This is a genomic window from Novosphingobium sp. TH158 (assembly GCF_002855555.1).
Lineage (GTDB): Bacteria > Pseudomonadota > Alphaproteobacteria > Sphingomonadales > Sphingomonadaceae > Novosphingobium.
This window is the reverse complement of sequence record NZ_PKRT01000001.1, coordinates 853,245-869,912: the sequence shown is the minus strand read 5'-3', so window position 1 is coordinate 869,912 and position 16,668 is coordinate 853,245. Positions and strand designations below refer to the sequence as shown.

General features: G+C 63.8%; 15 protein-coding genes. 13 read left to right on the top strand and 2 right to left on the bottom strand.

Going from position 1 to position 16,668, the window contains the following annotated elements; all coding sequences use genetic code 11:
- The first annotated feature begins 88 nt into the window (after positions 1-88).
- Positions 89-1,087, top strand: coding sequence for a zinc-binding dehydrogenase (locus C0V78_RS04295; RefSeq protein ID WP_101796590.1), 999 nt, complete (start codon positions 89-91; stop codon positions 1,085-1,087).
- A gap of 3 nt (positions 1,088-1,090) precedes the next feature.
- Complete coding sequence (locus tag C0V78_RS04290) at positions 1,091-2,329, top strand: MBL fold metallo-hydrolase (protein WP_101796589.1); 1,239 nt, start codon at positions 1,091-1,093, stop codon at positions 2,327-2,329.
- A 17-nt stretch (positions 2,330-2,346) separates the two neighbouring features.
- On the opposite strand, the gene C0V78_RS04285 is transcribed toward C0V78_RS04290, so the two are convergent.
- The gene (locus tag C0V78_RS04285) at positions 2,347-3,366 is read right to left on the bottom strand and encodes a LuxR family transcriptional regulator (protein ID WP_101796588.1); all 1,020 of its coding nucleotides are present in this window, start codon (positions 3,364-3,366) and stop codon (positions 2,347-2,349) included.
- A gap of 88 nt (positions 3,367-3,454) precedes the next feature.
- On the opposite strand from C0V78_RS04285, the gene cysD reads away from it, so the two are divergent.
- The 9 genes from cysD to C0V78_RS04240 all read left to right on the top strand — a co-directional run bounded on the left by cysD (position 3,455) and on the right by C0V78_RS04240 (position 14,741).
- On the top strand, positions 3,455-4,363 hold the full coding sequence (cysD, locus tag C0V78_RS04280; RefSeq protein WP_101796587.1) for a sulfate adenylyltransferase subunit CysD: 909 nt from the start codon (positions 3,455-3,457) through the stop codon (positions 4,361-4,363).
- The gene (gene cysN / locus C0V78_RS04275) at positions 4,363-6,282 is read left to right on the top strand and encodes a sulfate adenylyltransferase subunit CysN (protein WP_101796586.1); all 1,920 of its coding nucleotides are present in this window, start codon (positions 4,363-4,365) and stop codon (positions 6,280-6,282) included. The genes cysD and cysN overlap by 1 nt, the downstream gene beginning before the upstream one ends.
- Positions 6,283-6,303: 21 nt before the next feature.
- On the top strand, positions 6,304-6,552 hold the full coding sequence (locus C0V78_RS04270; RefSeq protein ID WP_101796585.1) for a DUF2061 domain-containing protein: 249 nt from the start codon (positions 6,304-6,306) through the stop codon (positions 6,550-6,552).
- A gap of 10 nt (positions 6,553-6,562) precedes the next feature.
- Positions 6,563-7,294: a 3'(2'),5'-bisphosphate nucleotidase CysQ gene (locus C0V78_RS04265; RefSeq protein WP_101796584.1), complete on the top strand. Its 732-nt coding sequence runs from the start codon at positions 6,563-6,565 to the stop codon at positions 7,292-7,294.
- 16 nt (positions 7,295-7,310) lie between these two features.
- On the top strand, positions 7,311-7,991 hold the full coding sequence (locus C0V78_RS04260) for an SDR family NAD(P)-dependent oxidoreductase (protein ID WP_101796583.1): 681 nt from the start codon (positions 7,311-7,313) through the stop codon (positions 7,989-7,991).
- Positions 7,992-8,522: 531 nt separating this feature from the next.
- Positions 8,523-10,934 carry a TonB-dependent receptor gene (locus C0V78_RS04255; protein ID WP_158241461.1) on the top strand — a complete coding sequence of 804 codons (2,412 nt, stop codon included), beginning with the start codon at positions 8,523-8,525 and terminating at the stop codon, positions 10,932-10,934.
- A gap of 219 nt (positions 10,935-11,153) precedes the next feature.
- Positions 11,154-12,137 (top strand): MDR family oxidoreductase, encoded by a 984-nt coding sequence (locus tag C0V78_RS04250; RefSeq protein ID WP_101796581.1) that lies wholly within the window; start codon positions 11,154-11,156, stop codon positions 12,135-12,137.
- Positions 12,138-12,153: 16 nt separating this feature from the next.
- Positions 12,154-13,863 (top strand): class I adenylate-forming enzyme family protein, encoded by a 1,710-nt coding sequence (locus C0V78_RS04245; RefSeq protein ID WP_101796580.1) that lies wholly within the window; start codon positions 12,154-12,156, stop codon positions 13,861-13,863.
- 20 nt (positions 13,864-13,883) lie between these two features.
- Positions 13,884-14,741, top strand: a complete 858-nt coding sequence (locus tag C0V78_RS04240) for an alpha/beta fold hydrolase (protein WP_101796579.1) — start codon at positions 13,884-13,886, stop codon at positions 14,739-14,741.
- Here C0V78_RS04240 and C0V78_RS04235 read toward each other — a convergent pair.
- A complete protein-coding gene (locus C0V78_RS04235; protein WP_101796578.1) occupies positions 14,738-15,274 on the bottom strand; it encodes a cupin domain-containing protein in 537 nt (178 codons plus the stop codon). The genes C0V78_RS04240 and C0V78_RS04235 overlap by 4 nt on opposite strands.
- Positions 15,275-15,348: 74 nt before the next feature.
- On the opposite strand from C0V78_RS04235, the gene C0V78_RS04230 reads away from it, so the two are divergent.
- Together C0V78_RS04230 and C0V78_RS04225 are read left to right on the top strand one after the other, a co-directional pair.
- A complete protein-coding gene (locus C0V78_RS04230; RefSeq protein WP_216822155.1) occupies positions 15,349-15,774 on the top strand; it encodes a MarR family winged helix-turn-helix transcriptional regulator in 426 nt (141 codons plus the stop codon).
- A gap of 133 nt (positions 15,775-15,907) precedes the next feature.
- A complete protein-coding gene (locus tag C0V78_RS04225) occupies positions 15,908-16,666 on the top strand; it encodes an SDR family oxidoreductase (RefSeq protein ID WP_101796577.1) in 759 nt (252 codons plus the stop codon).
- Positions 16,667-16,668 lie beyond the last annotated feature (2 nt).

The window sequence follows — 16,668 nt, the reverse complement described above, 5'->3', positions numbered from 1 at the left end:
AGCGCAAACCGCCCTGGATTGCTTCGCTTCGCTCGCAATGACGAACTGGGCATTTGACTGACGCGAAATCGCAGTCGGGAGAGAACGCATGAAACTGCTCACCATCCATGACGTCAACGATGTCCGCCTCGACGAGGTGGAACGAGGCGCGCCGGGCCCGAAGGACGTGGTCGTGCGGATGAAGGCCTGCGGCATTTGCGGGTCGGACCTGTCCTACATCAAGATGGGCGGTATCCCGCTGCCGGGCACCAAGACCGCCCTGGGCCACGAAGCCTCTGCCGAGGTGATCGAGGTGGGCAGCGAGGTGACCGGCCATACGGTGGGCGAACGGGTGGTGATCAACGGCATGTTCGTCGGCTCGGGAGGCATGGAAGGGGCCTTCACTCCCGAACTGCTGCTCAAGGATGCCGAGGACATGGGCAAGCTGCTGCCCATCCCCGAGGGCGTTCCCTATGACATCGCCGCACTGTGCGAGCCGCTGGCCGTGGCCATGCACGGCGTCAACCGCGCCGAGGTGAAGCCGGGCGACAAGGTCGTGGTCTTCGGTTGCGGGCCGATCGGGCTTGGCATGGTGCTGTGGCTGGTCGATCGCGGCGTTACCGATGTTGTCGCGCTCGATCTTGCGCCCGAACGCCGCGAGCGGGCACTGGCGCTGGGCGCCCGGGCCGCGCTCGATCCGGCGAATTGCGACGTCCGGGCAGAGCTGGTAAAGCTGCACGGCGAGGTGGCCTCGTACAACCGCGTCGGCGTGGGCACCGATGCCTGGATCGATGCGGCGGGCGCCCCATCGATCCTCACCGATGTGATCATGATGGCCAAGTTCCAGTGCCGCATGGTGATTACCGCAGCCTACATGAAGCCTATCGAGTTTCCGGCGGGCCGGATGCTGACCAGCGAGATGACCATCACCACCGCTGTCGGCTATCCCACCGAAATGCCCGAGGTGCTGGCAGCCATGCCGCGCCTCAAGGACAAGCTGGCATCGCTGATCAGCCACAAGCTGCCGTTCGACGAGGTGCTGGAGGGGCTGAAGGTTGCTGCAACGCCGCAGTCGGCCAAGGTCATGATCGAATTCGAGGGAGCCTGAACCATGGCCGAAGACACCAAGCCCCATCTGGGCAATCTCGTTACCGCAGGTGACGGACAGACCGAGGCGGAGAAGATCACCGACACCATCTGGATGGTGAAGGACGTTTCCAACGCCTATCTCGTCAACACGCCTGACGGGGACGTGCTGGTCAACACCGGCTTCCTCAACAATGGCGAGCGCAACAAGGCCCTGTTCGCCCCGCATCGCACAGGCCCGTTGCGCAAGATCGTGCTGACGCAGGCCCATGCGGACCATTTCGGCGCGCTGCCCGAGCAGGTGGAGCCGGGCACCGAAGTGATCGCCGGCAAGGGCTTTACCGAGACCGACCAGTATTTCGATGATCTGAAGGCTTTCCTCGGCCGCCGTTCGGGCAAGCTGTGGGCTTCGATGACCCGCCGCAACGGCCCCCCGCCGGTGCCGCCGCGCATCACGCCCGATGTCGAGGTGGCAGACAGGCTGTCGTTCGATATCGGCGGCAAGACGTTCGAAGTGATCAAGGTTCCCGGCGGCGAAACGCTTTGCTCGGTGATCGTCTGGCTGCCGCAGGAGCGCACGGTATTTACCGGCAACCTGTTTGGCCCGGTCTGGCGTTCGATGCCCAATCTCACCACTACGCGGGGCGACAAGCCGCGGCTGGTCGGGCCCTATCTCGAATCCTGCCGCATTGTGATGGACCTGCAGCCCGAACTGGTCATCACCGGGCATGGCGAGCCGGTTCGCGGTGCCGATCGTATTCGCGCAGACGTGCAGGCCATGCATGACGCGGTGAAATGGATCGAGCAGGAAACGATCAAGGTGATGAACGCCGGCGGCACGGTCTATGAGGCCATGCAGTCGATCCACCTGCCCAGGGAGCTGGAGATCGGCCAGTTCCACGGCCAGACCAAGTGGACCGTCCGGGCCGTGTGGGAAGAAAACGGCAACTGGTTCAAGTACGAGGATGGGACGACCGCATTGTTCGGTTCGCCGGTGTCGTCGGTCTATGCCGATATCGCCGAACTGGCAGGCGGGGCAGACAAGGTTGCGGCGCGGGCAAAGGCGCTGCTCGATGCCGACAAGCCGCTGGAGGCGCTCCACCTCGTCGATATCGCGCTGGGTGTCGATCCGGCGGAGAAGAGGGCTCTGGCGGTGAAGAAGCACGCCTGCCAGCTGTTGCTGGCGCGCGGCGGCGCGGTAAACCTGTCGGAGACCATGTGGCTCAAGGCCGAAATCGCCGAGACTGAGGCGAAGCTGGCGTAAACCGGACCCCGGCGGGGCTAGGCCAGCGGAGCCAGCCCCGTCAGCACCAGCCGGACAAGGTCTGCCTGCCCGCTGGTGCCCGTCTTGGCGTAGATGCGCTTGGAATAGTTGCGCGTCGTCTCGTCGGTCAGTTGCAGGGCGCGGCCTGCCTCAATCAGTGGCACGCCCCGGCTGAGCGCCTCGGCAAGGGCAGCTTCACGGGCGGAAAGGCCGTGCTCCTGCATCAGCACGCGGGCCGCATCGCGCGGCTCGGGCAGTCGGCCGGTCCGCCATGTCGCAATGGCCGCTGCGGGGTGGGTCAGCCCCTCGCGGTGCAGCCCGGACGGGCGCAGCAGCACCTTGCCCTGCACGATCCGGCGCTCGCCCGCCGGCGCGGCAGACAGGGCTGTGCAATCCTCTGCGAAAGCGGGAACGGGCAGGGCAGGCGGGTTGGGATCGATGCCCAGCGGCTGGCCATCCCGATCGAGCACGGCCTGGTCGATGCCGAGCAGGTCAAGCGTCTCGCGATAGGCATCGGCGCGCAGGCGCAGGCCGCCGATTGCAGCGAACAGCGCCAGCACGGTCGATACGGCCGGGGCCAGAGCGGTCAGCAGCGCGCTGTCCACCGCGCCGAAGGTCGGCCGTTCGTGCAGCAGGACGATCCACGCCTCGATATCGCCGCGTCCGCTGATGCGGATCAGGCGGGCATCGCCGATGCGGGCGGCAGCAAGGGCCGCGTCCTGAGTGGCCCTTTCGGCGGGTCGGTCGAATTCGCGGATCTCCTCCAGCGCATAGACGCGATTGGGGCGCAGCACGTTGTAGACCCTGCTGTCGAAAGCCTCGGGTTCGCCCGGATCTTCCGCCAGCCGGTCGGCAACGACGCGCCGCTGCAAGGGCTGCTGGCCGGGCGAGGCGGGGTTGCTGATCGTCATGCGCACGCGGTCCGCCCCGGTGCGCTGCGCCAGCCGGCGCAGGAAGGTTTCCCACAACGGCTTCTCGAACAGCCCGTCGAACAGGGGCAGCAACAGGTTGGTTTCATCGACCGGAGCGAGTGCCATGCGTTTTGCTCCCATATGGGAGTATAGACGTCAAGGGCCTTGAGTCAGGAAGGCGCGCAGACAGCAACGGAGAGGACCTGTGAGCGACTTGTCCCGCAAGACCCTAACTCACCTCGAACGCCTAGAGGCCGAGGCAATTCATATTATCCGCGAAGTGGTGGCAGAGGCCGAACGGCCGGTCATGCTCTACTCCGTAGGCAAGGACAGCGCCGTGATGCTGCACCTTGCGCGCAAGGCGTTCTATCCCAGCCCGCCGCCGTTTCCGCTGCTGCACGTCGATACGACGTGGAAGTTCAAGGAAATGTACAAGCTGCGCGACAAGATGGCCGAGATTTCGGGCATGGAGCTGCTTGTCTACCATAACCCAGAAGCGGCCGAACGCGGCATCAACCCGTTCGATCACGGCCCGCTCCACACCGACATGTGGAAGACCGAAGGCCTGAAGCAGGCGCTCGACAAGTGGGGCTTCGATGCCGCCTTTGGCGGTGCGCGCCGCGACGAGGAAAAGAGCCGCGCCAAGGAGCGCATCATCTCGTTCCGCACGGCCAGCCACGGCTGGGACCCGAAGAACCAGCGCCCCGAGCTGTGGAACCTGTACAACGCCAAGAAGAACAAGGGTGAATCAATCCGCGTCTTCCCGATCTCGAACTGGACCGAGCTCGATATCTGGCAGTACATCCATCTAAACGACATTCCCATCGTCCCGCTCTACTTCGCCGACAAGCGCCCGACCGTCGAGCGCGACGGCATGCTGGTCATGGTCGATGACGAGCGCTTCCCGCTGAAGCCGGGCGAAGAACCGGTGATGCGTTCGGTCCGCTTCCGCACGCTCGGCTGCTACCCGCTGACCGGTGCGGTGGAGAGCCAGGCCAAGACCCTGCCCGAGGTGATCCAGGAAACGCTCCTGACCACCACCTCCGAGCGCCAGGGCCGCGCCATCGACAAGGACGCCGGCGGCGCCGGCATGGAAGTCAAGAAGCAGCAGGGGTACTTCTGATGTCGGATATCCAGAACGATCCGGTCTACGTAACCGACAAGCTCATCGCCGAGGACATCGACGCCTACCTCGACCAGCACCAGCACAAGACCATGCTGCGGTTCATCACCTGCGGTTCGGTCGATGATGGCAAGTCGACGCTGATCGGCCGCCTGCTCTACGATTCGAAGATGATCTTCGAAGACCAGCTCGACGCGCTTCAGGCGGATTCGAAGAAGGTCGGCACGCAGGGCCAGGAGATCGACTTCGCGCTGCTGGTCGATGGCCTCGCCGCCGAACGCGAGCAGGGCATCACCATCGACGTCGCCTATCGCTTCTTCAACACCGAGAAGCGCAAGTTCATCGTCGCCGACTGCCCGGGCCACGAGCAGTACACCCGCAACATGATCACCGGCGCATCGACCGCCGACCTTGCCGTGATCCTGATCGATGCGCGCAAGGGCGTGCTCGTCCAGACCCGCCGCCACTCCTACCTGTGCCACCTGATCGGCATCAAGAACCTGGTGCTGGCCGTGAACAAGATGGACCTTGTCGATTACGACCAGGCCGTGTTCGATGCCATCGTGAAGGATTATGCCGAATTCGCCAAGTCGATCGGCATCGAAAGCTTCACCGCGCTGCCGATTTCGGGCTTCAAGGGCGACAACATCACCGGCCTTTCGGACAATACGCCGTGGTACCAGGGGCCGAGCCTGATCGAGCACCTCGAGACGGTGGAAGTCCTCTCCTCGACCGACCAGGACAAGCCGTTCCGCATGCCGGTGCAGTGGGTCAACCGCCCGAACCTCGACTTCCGCGGGTTCTCCGGCCTTGTCGCCACCGGTTCGGTCAAGCCGGGCGATGCCATTCGCGTGCTGCCCTCGGGCAAGACCAGCACGGTCACGCGCGTGGTCACGCTGGACGGAGACCTTGACGAAGCCGTTGCCGGCCAGTCGGTCACGGTCTGCTTCGCCGACGAAATCGACTGCTCGCGCGGCGATGTCATCGCGCTGGCAGACAATCCCCCGCAGGCGGCCGACCAGTTCGAAAGCACCATCGTCTGGCTCAATGACGAGCCGCTCCACGTCGGCCGCGCCTATTGGCTGAAGCTGGGCACCCAGACCGTTTCGGTCACCGTGCAGCAGCCAAAGTACGCGGTGAACGTGAACACGATGGAGCACGTCGCGGTAAAGACGCTGGAGCTTAACGCCATCGGCGTCGCCCAGATCGCCACCGACAAGCCGATCGTCTTCGAACCCTATGCGGAAAACCGTTCGCTGGGCGGGTTCATCCTGATCGACAAGATCACCAATGCGACCGTTGCCGCCGGCATGATCCAGTTCAGCCTGCGTCGCGCGCAGAACGTGCACTGGCAGCCGACCGATATCGACCGCAACGAGCACGCCCGGCTGAAGAACCAGACGCCCAAGGTGCTGTGGTTCACGGGCCTTTCGGGTTCGGGCAAGAGCACAATCGCCAACGAGGTAGAGAAGTCGCTCAACCTGATGAACCGCCACACCTTCCTGCTGGATGGTGACAACGTGCGCCACGGCCTGAACAAGGACCTGGGCTTCACCGAGGCGGACCGCATCGAGAACATCCGCCGCGTGGGCGAGGTGGCCAAGCTGATGGTCGATGCCGGCCTCATCGTGCTCACCGCCTTCATCAGCCCCTTCCGGGCCGAGCGCGAGATGGTGCGCAAGATGATCCCCGATGGCGAGTTCATCGAGATCTTCGTCGATACCCCGCTGGAAGTGGCCGAGGCGCGCGACGTCAAGGGCCTCTACAAGAAGGCGCGTTCGGGCGAGCTCAAGAACTTCACCGGGATCGACAGCCCCTATGAGCCGCCGGTCAATCCGGAGATCCGCGTCAACACGGTGGAGATGACGCCGCAGGAAGCTGCAGCGCACATCATCCGCCAGCTGATGCCGCTGAAGTAAGCGACAAGGGAAGGGGCGGCCGTGTTCCTGTTCAAAGGACATGAACATCACGGCCGCTCTTTCGCCAAGGCAGTCAGCTGGCGGGTACTCGGCTCGATCGATACCTTCCTGCTCAGCTGGCTGTTCACCGGCAGCCCTAAGGCGGCCGGGGCGATTGCCTCGACAGAGGTGATCACCAAGATACTGCTCTACTATTTCCACGAGCGGGTCTGGAGTTCGATCAAGTGGGGCGCCAGCCGCACGCCTGACGATCCGGCCGCATCCATCTGAGAGGATTGCCATGACCGACGCCGAACTGGCTGTTCACCTTGCCGAAGTGGCCGGCCGCCTGCTGATCGAGGTGCGCTCTGCCGGAATGTTCTCGCCCAAGGCGCTGGGCAAGGCCGGGGACCAGACGGCGAACCAGTTCCTGGTCCATGCAATCCGCGAGCAGCGCCCGGACGATGGACTGCTTTCCGAAGAGGAAAAGGACAACTTCGAGCGCCTTGCCCATTCGCGCGTGTGGATCATCGACCCGGTGGACGGCACCCGCGAATATGGCGAGGCGCGCACCGACTGGGCGGTCCATGTCGGCCTGGCCATCGATGGCGCCCCGTCTGTCGGTGCGGTTGGCTTGCCGGGCCTTGGCGTGGTGCTGCGCACCGATGCTCCGGGCGTGGTTCCGCCTGCTCCTGAAAAGCTGCGCATGGTGGTCAGCCGCACCCGTCCTGCGCGCGAGGCAACCGAGGTGGCCGAAAAGCTGGGCGCCGAACTGGTGCCGATGGGCTCGGCCGGGGCCAAGGCCATGGCAATCGTGCGCGGCGAGGCGGATATCTACCTTCATTCCGGCGGCCAGTACGAATGGGATTCCTGTGCTCCCGCCGCCGTAGCGATTGCGCATGGTCTGCACGCCTCGCGCATTGACGGCTCGCCGCTCGTCTATAATCAGAGCGACGTCTACATGCCCGACCTGCTGATTTGCCGGAAGGAGCATGCCGAGCGGGTGCTGGCCGAGGTTGCCGCGCTCGCCTGATCCAGGGAGTTTGCACATGGCGCGTTCGGTAGTTGTCACGGGTGGTTTCGGTGTCCTCGGCCAGGCGGTGAGCGAGGCCTTCGCCGCTGCGGGTGACAAGGTTGCCCGCATCGATTTCGCTGCCGCGCCGCACAGTGCCGTGGCCGGTGCGCTCGACATCGGCGGCGTGGACCTGACCGATGCTGCGGCAACGCAGGCCGCGCTGGACAAGGTTGCCGCAGCGCAGGGCGGGGTGGACGTGCTGGTCAACGTGGCCGGCGGGTTCACCTGGGAAACGCTTGAGGGCGGCTCGCTCGATGCCTGGGCACGGATGTCCTCGATGAACCTGATGAGCAATGCCACGATCACCAAGCTGGCACTCCCGCTGCTGGTTGCCTCGGGCAATGGCCGGATCGTCAACATCGGCGCGGGAGCCGCGATCAAGGCCGGCATGGGCATGGGCGCCTATGCAGCGAGCAAGTCGGGCGTGCACCGCCTGACCGAAGCCCTTTCGGAGGAACTGGCGGGGCAGGGGGTTACGGTCAACGCCGTCCTGCCGAGCATCATCGACACGCCGACCAACCGTGCCGACATGCCCGATGCGGACTTCTCGCAGTGGGTGCAGCCGGCGGCGATTGCCGACGTGATCCTGTTCCTGGCATCGCAAGAGGCGAGGGCAATCACCGGTGCGCTGATTCCGGTCACCCGCGGTGGCTGAGCATTAATGCGACAAGGCTTCGCGTAAATGGGGCAACTTTGCTGCTTTATAGAAACGTGAGCATGTCATTTTTTTGCAACAGGTTTCCCGAAATCAGCTGCTAAGTGCTTAGCAGGGTTAGCATTTCGGCATGCTAAACACCTGTTAAAACTGCCAAAGTGCTTCTGATTCAACAGGCTGAATGCAGCGCAATCGCTTCAGCGATGTTGCTGCCGTTGTGCGCCTCTCGAAAACGGCTATGCGGTCGTCGCAAGCTTTGGGAGGAGCATGTCGTGAATTGTTCATTCCGTTCTGTCGCACTTGCCGGCGCCTATTGGTTCGCCGGATCAAGCCATCGCTGCCTTTGCGGCGTCACAGGCGGATTTTGATGCGGTAATCCCGGTGTTCGTTGCCCCTGTTCGAGCCCGTGCCTGCAAATGGACAAGCAACTCTCTCCAATAATTCCACCCGATCAGGCTCTGCTGAGCGGTGAGATCAAGACAAGACGGTACTTCTAACCGTCGAATGAAGTTTCAAACTGGAGGAAATGTAATGAATTTCAGTCGTAATCTCTTCCTGGCAGGGGTGAGCGTCCTTTCGCTCGCCAGCCCGGCATTTGCTCAGGATGCGTCGGAAGAAGAGGGTGCAACCACCCCGATCGTCGTTGAAGCACGCCGCAAGGACGAAGACGTCCAGGACGTTCCGCTGGTTGTCAACGCGGTTAGCGCCGACACCCTCCAGAAGCTGAACCTTCGCGAGTTCAAGGACATCACCGCAGTCGTTCCCGGCCTTCAGCTTGAGCCCGGCAAGAACGTTACCGGTTCGACGACCTCGCTCCGTGGTCTCGCCGTCGACGTGAACGCCAGCGGCAACAACGGCACCGTCGAATTCTACCTGAACGACGCCCCGATCTCGGGCGGCGCCGTCCTGCAGACTATGTTCGACGTCGGCCAGATCGAAGTTCTGCGTGGTCCGCAGGGCACCCTGCGCGGTCGTGCATCGCCGTCGGGCTCGATCACCGTCACCACCCGCCGCCCCGACCTTGACCAGTTCGGTGGCTACGTTGCCGGAACTGCCAACAACCTCAGCGCCTACAACGGCCAGGGTGCAGTCAACCTGCCGATCGTCCAGGGCCACTTCGCCCTGCGCGTCGCCGGTCTGTATGAGCAGAACGAAAGCAACCGCGTCTTCAGCCGCCTGACCACCACGAAGCCGAAGACCGAAACCAAGGCCTTCCGCATCAGCGGCCGTGTCGAGGCTTTCGATGCGCTGACGATCAACGCTTCGTACACCCACCTCGACAAGGACTACACGATCTTTGACCAGGTTGAATCGGCACACCTCGCCGTTGGTGGCACGCTGCCCGTTGGTTCGACGCTGATCACCGCCAAGGATCGTGCGTCGATGCTCAACATCCCGCGCGACAACAAGCAGACCTTCGACCTGTTCAACTGGCAGTCGACCGTCCGCTTCGCCGGCCAGAAGCTGGACTATGTCGCCAGCGTCAGCAAGCAGCGCCTGATCTCGTTCGACCCGCAGGACAAGGGTGACGTGTTCAACAGCACCTTCCCGGGTGTTGCGACGAACTATTCGGCTTCGCAGTTCACCTACTCGTCGAACCCGCAGAACGCCATCAGCTGGCAGGACACGAATACGACGCAGACCACGCACGAATGGCGCCTGTCGAATGACGATCGCCTGTTCGGCATGTTCGATTACGTTCTGGGTGGCTTCATCCAGAAGCTGACGCCGTGGACCGACCTGCAGAGCTACGGTGCTGCCGTGTTCACCGGTTCGGTTGCTCCGGCCAACTACGTGACCACTTCGGCTTCTGCCACGCCGCGTCGTGGCCGTACGCTGGAACAGTCGCTGTTCGGCAACCTGACCGCGCACATCGGTGAATCGACCGAAATCTCGGGCGGTGCACGTCACATCAAGTACCAGGAAAACACCAACGGTCCGAACAACACCTACAAGAACTGGGTGTGGAACGCCTCGGTCAAGCACCGCTTCAGCGACGACTTCATGGTCTATGCCAATGCCGGCAGCTCGTTCCGCATCGGTTCGGGTTCGACCCCGCTGATCCTCGCGCGCTCGGGCATCACCCTTGCCAACGCCGTCGATCCGCTGCTGCAGTCGGTTGCCCAGAACAACCCGGAACGTTCGAAGTCCTATGAAATCGGCTTCAAGTCGAGCTTCATGGACAAGAAGGTGATCCTCAACGTCTCGGCATTCCACCAGGACTTCGATGGCTACATCTTCTCGACCCCGTCGGTTTACGTGATCCCGAACACGGGCTCCTCGACCACGACCTTGACCGCCGGCGTGCCGACCCGCACCGTCAGCGGCCTGGCCGTTCCGGTTCCCGCCAAGGTTGACGGTGTCGAAGCCGAGCTGACCTACCGTCCGTCGCGTGCCTTCATGCTTAGCCTCAACGCCGCCTACGCGAAGAGCAAGATGAACGCGACGATCCCCTGCACCCCGGCTTCGGCTGGCCCGGTTCCGACCGTTGCCGAAATCCAGGGCACGGGTAATCCGAACCGCCAGGTTGCTCGTTGCACGGTCAACCAGTCGGCTTCGCGCACCGCGCCGTTCAGCGGCAACGTGATGGCTGAGTACAACTACCCGATGAACGACAGCATGGATCTGTTCGCTCGCGGTCTCGTCAACTTCAACGGCGATTCCAAGAACGACCCGCAGAACCTGATCGACGACGTGAAGTCCTACGCTCTGGCGAACTTCTACGCCGGCGTTCGCGCCAGCGACGGTTCGTGGGAAGTCACCGGCTACGTGAAGAACCTGTTCAACACGTTCCGCGTCACCAGCCGCGACGCCAGCGCTGCGGTCATCCGTGCCGCTGTCGGTGCGACCCCGCAGACGCTCGTCTCGAACTACCGCGTCATCAGCACCACCGAACCGCGCGAATTCGGCATCACTGCCCGCTTCGCGATCGGCTCGCGCTGATCCGCTTCACAGCGATACGCAAAGCTGCGGCCGGGGGGAAACCTCCGGCCGTTTGCTTTTGGGGGCAGGCGGTGCCAGAGACTGACGGGCTGGCCAGTGCATCGCCTTGACGATAGCATGGCCGGGGCCATTGCCAGCCAGCCTGCAAAGCCGCTTTGAGAGCAGCAGAATTTCCCGCGACCACGCTCCCGCGCCGGAGCGAAGACAAGGACCTGAAAGATGTTCACCGCAATCCTGATCGAAAAGACCGAAACCGGCCAGACCGTTGGTCTCAAGCAGCTTGACGAAAGCGCGCTGCCCGAAGGCGATGTCACCATCGACGTGCTCTATTCGACCATCAACTACAAGGACGGCCTGGCGATCACGGGCGCCGGTCCGGTGGTGCGTCGCTGGCCGATGGTTCCGGGTATCGATCTGGTCGGCACGGTCAGCGCCAGCGAGACCGACGAGTTCAAGCCCGGTGACACAGTACTGCTCAACGGCTGGGGCGTGGGCGAAGTGCACTGGGGTGGCCTGGCCACCAAGGCGCGCCTCAAGTCCGACTGGCTGATCAAGCTGCCCGCCGGTTTCACGCCGCAGGAAGCCATGGCCATCGGCACTGCCGGCTACACCGCCGCGCTCAGCGTCGATGCGCTGGTGAACGCGGGCGTAAAGCCGGAAGATGGCCCGATCCTCGTCACCGGCACCCCGGGCGGCGTCGGCTCGGTCGCCACTGCGCTGCTCGCCAAGGCCGGCTACCATGTCGTCGCTTCCTATGGCGATGAGTCGGAGAAGGAATATCTGACCTCGCTGGGCGCCAAGGAATTCGTCCACCGCGATGAATACTCCGCCCCCGGCAAGCCGTTCCAGAAGGAAACCTGGGCCGGTGTCGTCGATTCGGTCGGCAGCCACACCCTGTGCAACGCCATCGCCCAGACCAAGTACCGCGGTTTCGTGACGGCTTGCGGCTTGGCCCAGGGTGCAGACCTGCCGGGTTCGGTCATGCCCTTCATCCTGCGCGGCGTTTCGCTGCTCGGCATCGATTCCGTGATGTGCCCGAAGGGCCCGCGCATGGCGGCCTGGGCGCGCCTCGATCGTGACCTCGATCGCGGCCTGATCAGCAAGATCGGCCACGAAGTGAACCTCGAGGGCGCAATCCAGGCCGGTCATGACATCGTCGCCGGCAAGATCCGCGGCCGCGTCCTGGTTGACGTCAACCGCTGATAGAGGGGCGAGGGTCATGTCCACGCCGCGCGCGATCATCGATCTCGATGCCGGACTTTCGATCTCGCGCGGGGTGCCGCTCGAGGAAGAAACCGGCATCGGCGCCCTGACGCTCGGGTCCTATGTCCGCGAAATCGCGCGGCGTTACGGCCCGAACGAAGCGGCGGTGATCCACCTTGGAGACGAGGTCCGGCGCTGGACCTATGACGACCTGCTGGCGCGTTCGATGGAAGTCGCGCGCGCTCTTGTCGCCTGCGGTGTCGGCAAGGGAACGCGCGTTGGCGTGCTTGCCACGAACCGGCTGGAGTTTCTCTCCTGCGTGTTCGGTACGGCGCTTGCCGGCGGCATTGCCAGCACGATCAGCACCTTCTTCACCGCTGCCGAACTGGAAGTGGTGTTGCAGGAATCGGGCTGTTCGGTGCTGCTGCTTGAACGCCATGTCCTCAAGAAGGACTTTGCGCAGATGCTGGTGGAGATCGAGCCTTCGATCGCCACGGCAACGCCCGGCAGCCTTGCTTCGGCCAAACTGCCCTTCCTCACCCATGCTGCGATTATCGACAGCAACGAAGGCCTTGGCGGTATCGAGGGCTGGGCCAGCTTCCTCGCGACCGGCAATTCCATCGATCCGGCCCTGGTCGAAGCGCGCGCCGATGCCGTTTCTCCGGCAGATCCCGGCGTGCTGTTCTTCTCCTCCGGCTCGACCGGCAAGGTGAAGGGCATCCTTTCTGCCCACCGCGGCGTCTGCCTGCAGCTGTGGCGCTGGGCACAGTGGTACGACATCAAGGTGCCGCCTCGCACCTGGTCGGCCAACGGCTTCTTCTGGTCGGGCAATTTCGCCATGGCGCTGGGCGGTACGCTGTCCTCGGGCGGCTCGCTTCTGCTGCAGCGCTGGTTCGATGCTGCCGAAGCCCTGGACCTCATCCAGGCCGAGAAGGGCACCATGGTCATCGCTTGGCCGCATCAGTGGGCCCAGCTGGTTGAGGCGCCTAATTACCGTTCGGCCGATCTCTCCAGCCTGCACTATGTCGATGCCGATGGGCCGCTGGCACAGCATCCCACGGTGACGACGGACTGGAAGGAACCTTTCCAGGCATTCGGCAACACCGAAACCTTCACGCTCATTTCCGTCTTCCCCAGCAATGCACCGCGCGAACTGGCGGAGGGAACCCACGGCGTTCCCACGGCGGGGGCAACGATCAAGATCGTCGATCCGATGACCGGCGCGATCATGCTGATTGGCGAGCGCGGCGAGATCGCGGTAAAGGGGCCGACGCTCATGCTCGGCTATATAGGCATTCCTCTCGCCAACTCGCTGGATGACGAGGGCTACCTGCGCTGCGGCGATGGCGGCTATATCGACCAGCTCGGCCGCCTGATCTGGGAAGGCCGCCTGAACGACATCATCAAGACCGGCGGGGCCAATGTCTCGCCGATCGAGATTGACGATCACCTGCGCGACTGCCCGGGGGTCAAGGTCGCCAAGACAGTGGGCGTGCCAGACGAACTGCTCGGCGAACTGGTGGTGACCTGCGTGGTGCCGCAGGAAGGCGCGACCGTCAGCGAGAACGAGGTCAAGGCCTTCGCCAAGACCAAGCTTGCCAGCTACAAGGTTCCGCGTCGCGTGCTGTTCTTTGCCGAGGACGAGCTGGAAACCACCGGCAGCGCCAAGATCAAGACCGCCGAGCTTCGCAAGCTGGCGAGCGACCGGCTGGCCGCCGAAGGCTGATCGCAGCGAAAGGGAAAGAGGTGCCAAGGGCAGACGTCAACGGCGCCTCTCTCGCTTACGAGATCATCGGCAACGGCTCGCGAGCGGTTGCGATCACCCCCGGCGGGCGTTTTTCCAAGGATACGCCTGGGGTTCGCGCGCTTGCCGAGGAACTGGCGCAGCACGATTGCCGCGTCCTGATCCATGACCGGCCCAATTGCGGCGAGAGCGAGGTTTTGTTCACTGGCGAGAGCGAGACGCGGCAGAACGCCGATGCTCTTGCCGGCCTGCTGCGCGCAACGGGGCTGGGGCCGGCGCTGATCGTTGCCGCATCGGGCGGCGCGCGCGAGGCGATTGTCACCGCGATCCATCACCCCGATGTCGTTTCCGGCCTGCACCTGCAATGGCTCTCGGGCGGTGGCATCGGCATCGCCACCCTGCCGGTCTTCTACTGCGCCGATGCCGCGCTGGCAGCCGCGACGCATGGCATGGAGGCCGTGCTCGATCTGCCGGGCTGGCAGGAGCCTCTTTCCCGCTGGCCGGCAAACAGGGATCGCCTGCTGTCTCAGGATCGCGACCGGTTCGTCGCCACCATGCGGCGCTGGGCGGACGCCTATTATCCCGGCGACGCCCCGATCCCCTGCGTCACGCGGGCCCAGCTTGCAGCGATCACCATTCCGGTAACGATCCTGCGCAGCGGCGCATCCGACCTGCACCATCCGCGCGAAACCAGCGAGGCGGTTGCGGCCCTGATCCCGGGCGCCATCCTGGCCGAACCGCCGTGGGGAGACAGGGAATGGCTGGAACGGCTGGATGACAGCATGGCCGGGCGGGGCGGGCTCTTCGTCAACCTGCCGAAGCTTGTTCCTTCGGTCCTGGCTACGCTGGAACGCACCTAGGGCATTTCGATGCCCGAGGGCGGTCGGGTCTGCCGCGACCAGGTCTGCATCGACACCTTCAGCTTATCCAGCGCCTTGTGCCACCATTTCACGTTGCGGCCGCGCAGGCGGATGTCGAAGCTGTCCGTATCGCGGAATTCCAGCACTTCCACTCCGTCCGGGCCGGGCGTGTAGATATAGGGCATGTTGGCATCGAGGTAGAAGCCGTCACCCGGGCCAAGTTCGTGCGTGCCGATCCGCAGCGAACCGCCGACGATGAAATAGAGGCACGGGCTGGAATGGCTGTGCAGGGGCAGGGGAAAGCCGCTCTTGAACCAGGCATAGGACAGGCTGAAGCCGCCCGGTCGGCGCAGCAGCACGCGCAACTTGCTGCCTTCCAGAATTCCCGCATCGACCAGCGCCTGGCTTGCCTCGCCCACGGCCTCGGCGATCGGGCCTTCGCCGTGCATCATCCCGCTTTCCTCGAAGTCCATCGCCTCGCGCGCGCGGAAGATCTGGAAAGGGGGCGGGTTCTTGGCCTTGTGCTCAGTCATCTGGGTAAACCTGCTGCTTTCGCTCTGCCTGAATTGTGCTGGAATATAATGAGCATTGCTATTATTGGCCAGTCATGGACGAGAACGTAGCCATGCTCATGGCCCAGGTGGCCCGCCTGATGCGCCGCGCATTCGACGAGAAGGCGCGCACTATCGGCGTAACGCGCCCGCAATGGCAGGTTCTGTCGCTGCTGGCGATGAACGAGGGGATCAACCAGGGCGGCCTTGCCGAAATGCTCGAGGTTGAACCGATCACCCTTGGCCGCATGGTGGACCGCCTGCAGGATGCCCAGCTGGTCGAGCGCCGGGCAGACCCTGCCGACCGCCGCGCCTGGCGCCTGTACCTGACTGACAAGGCGCATGGCTTGCTCGAACAGATGCGGCCCATGGCGATGGAGACGATGGATTCGGCGCAGGATGGCCTTTCCGCCGATCAGCGCGAAGCCCTTATGGCCGCGATGCGGCAAATGCGCGCCAACTTGACCCGCAAGGCAATCTGATTTCGATAATCCTTTTCCATCAACGACTTGTCTTTGATGTCTGGCAACAATCGCTTGCGCGATACGCTTGCCCCTTGAGAGTCCGGGGGCTTATTGCGAAGCCACAGCCTTATCGCGAGAGGATTTGACTAGCGTGGGCAAGATCATTGCAATTACCGGAGCGGGCGAAGGGCTGGGCAAGGCGCTCGCCAAGCGGCTCGCGGCCGATGGCGATACCGTCATCCTGCTGGGGCGTACGCTTTCCAAGCTGGAAGCCGTACTTGGCGAGATCGGCGATGGGCACATGGCCGCCGCCTGCGACGTGGGCAACCCGGACTCGGTCCGCGCAGCCTTTGCCGCAGTTGCCGAGCGGTTCCCCAAGATCGACGTCCTGATCAACAATGCCGCGATCTACCAGCCGTTCGACCTGGGCGAAGCGGCAGACGAAACCATCATGGCCATGACCATGACCAATTTCGTCGGACCGATCTTCGTTGCGCGCGAGGCACTGCCGCTGCTGCGCGGCGGCGGGCACCTGATCAACGTCTCCAGCGAATCCGTGCACCTGCGCCTGGCGATGCTGTGGCTTTACGAAGGCACCAAGGCCGGGCTCGAAATGATGAGCTATATGTGGGGCAAGGAACTGGCTGCGGAAGGCGTAAAGGTCTCCGTCGTCCAGGCTGGCGCCATGATGGACCCCACCAACCCCAAGGGGCCCGACTGGCCGGGCGATACCGGCATGCGCTTCCACATGGCCAATGCGCGTCAGGGCAATGACATGCGCCAGATGCCGATTTCCACCTACAAGAGCGTGACCGACGTTTTCCGGGCCGTGATCGACATGCCGGCCGACGTTCACCTCAATTTCGTCGGCGTTGGCGGCAATCCGCTTCCCCGCCAGTCCAATTCCTAAGA

Coding starts and splice junctions, on each gene's coding strand:
- C0V78_RS04255 (WP_158241461.1), top strand. CDS start 8,523: ATGAATTTCAGTCGTAATCTCTTCCTGGCAGGGGTGAGCGTCCTTTCG.
- C0V78_RS04235 (WP_101796578.1), bottom strand. CDS start 15,274: ATGACTGAGCACAAGGCCAAGAACCCGCCCCCTTTCCAGATCTTCCGC.
- cysN (WP_101796586.1), top strand. CDS start 4,363: ATGTCGGATATCCAGAACGATCCGGTCTACGTAACCGACAAGCTCATC.
- C0V78_RS04230 (WP_216822155.1), top strand. CDS start 15,349: ATGGACGAGAACGTAGCCATGCTCATGGCCCAGGTGGCCCGCCTGATG.
- C0V78_RS04290 (WP_101796589.1), top strand. CDS start 1,091: ATGGCCGAAGACACCAAGCCCCATCTGGGCAATCTCGTTACCGCAGGT.
- C0V78_RS04295 (WP_101796590.1), top strand. CDS start 89: ATGAAACTGCTCACCATCCATGACGTCAACGATGTCCGCCTCGACGAG.
- C0V78_RS04250 (WP_101796581.1), top strand. CDS start 11,154: ATGTTCACCGCAATCCTGATCGAAAAGACCGAAACCGGCCAGACCGTT.
- C0V78_RS04265 (WP_101796584.1), top strand. CDS start 6,563: ATGACCGACGCCGAACTGGCTGTTCACCTTGCCGAAGTGGCCGGCCGC.
- C0V78_RS04285 (WP_101796588.1), bottom strand. CDS start 3,366: ATGGCACTCGCTCCGGTCGATGAAACCAACCTGTTGCTGCCCCTGTTC.
- C0V78_RS04245 (WP_101796580.1), top strand. CDS start 12,154: ATGTCCACGCCGCGCGCGATCATCGATCTCGATGCCGGACTTTCGATC.
- C0V78_RS04260 (WP_101796583.1), top strand. CDS start 7,311: ATGGCGCGTTCGGTAGTTGTCACGGGTGGTTTCGGTGTCCTCGGCCAG.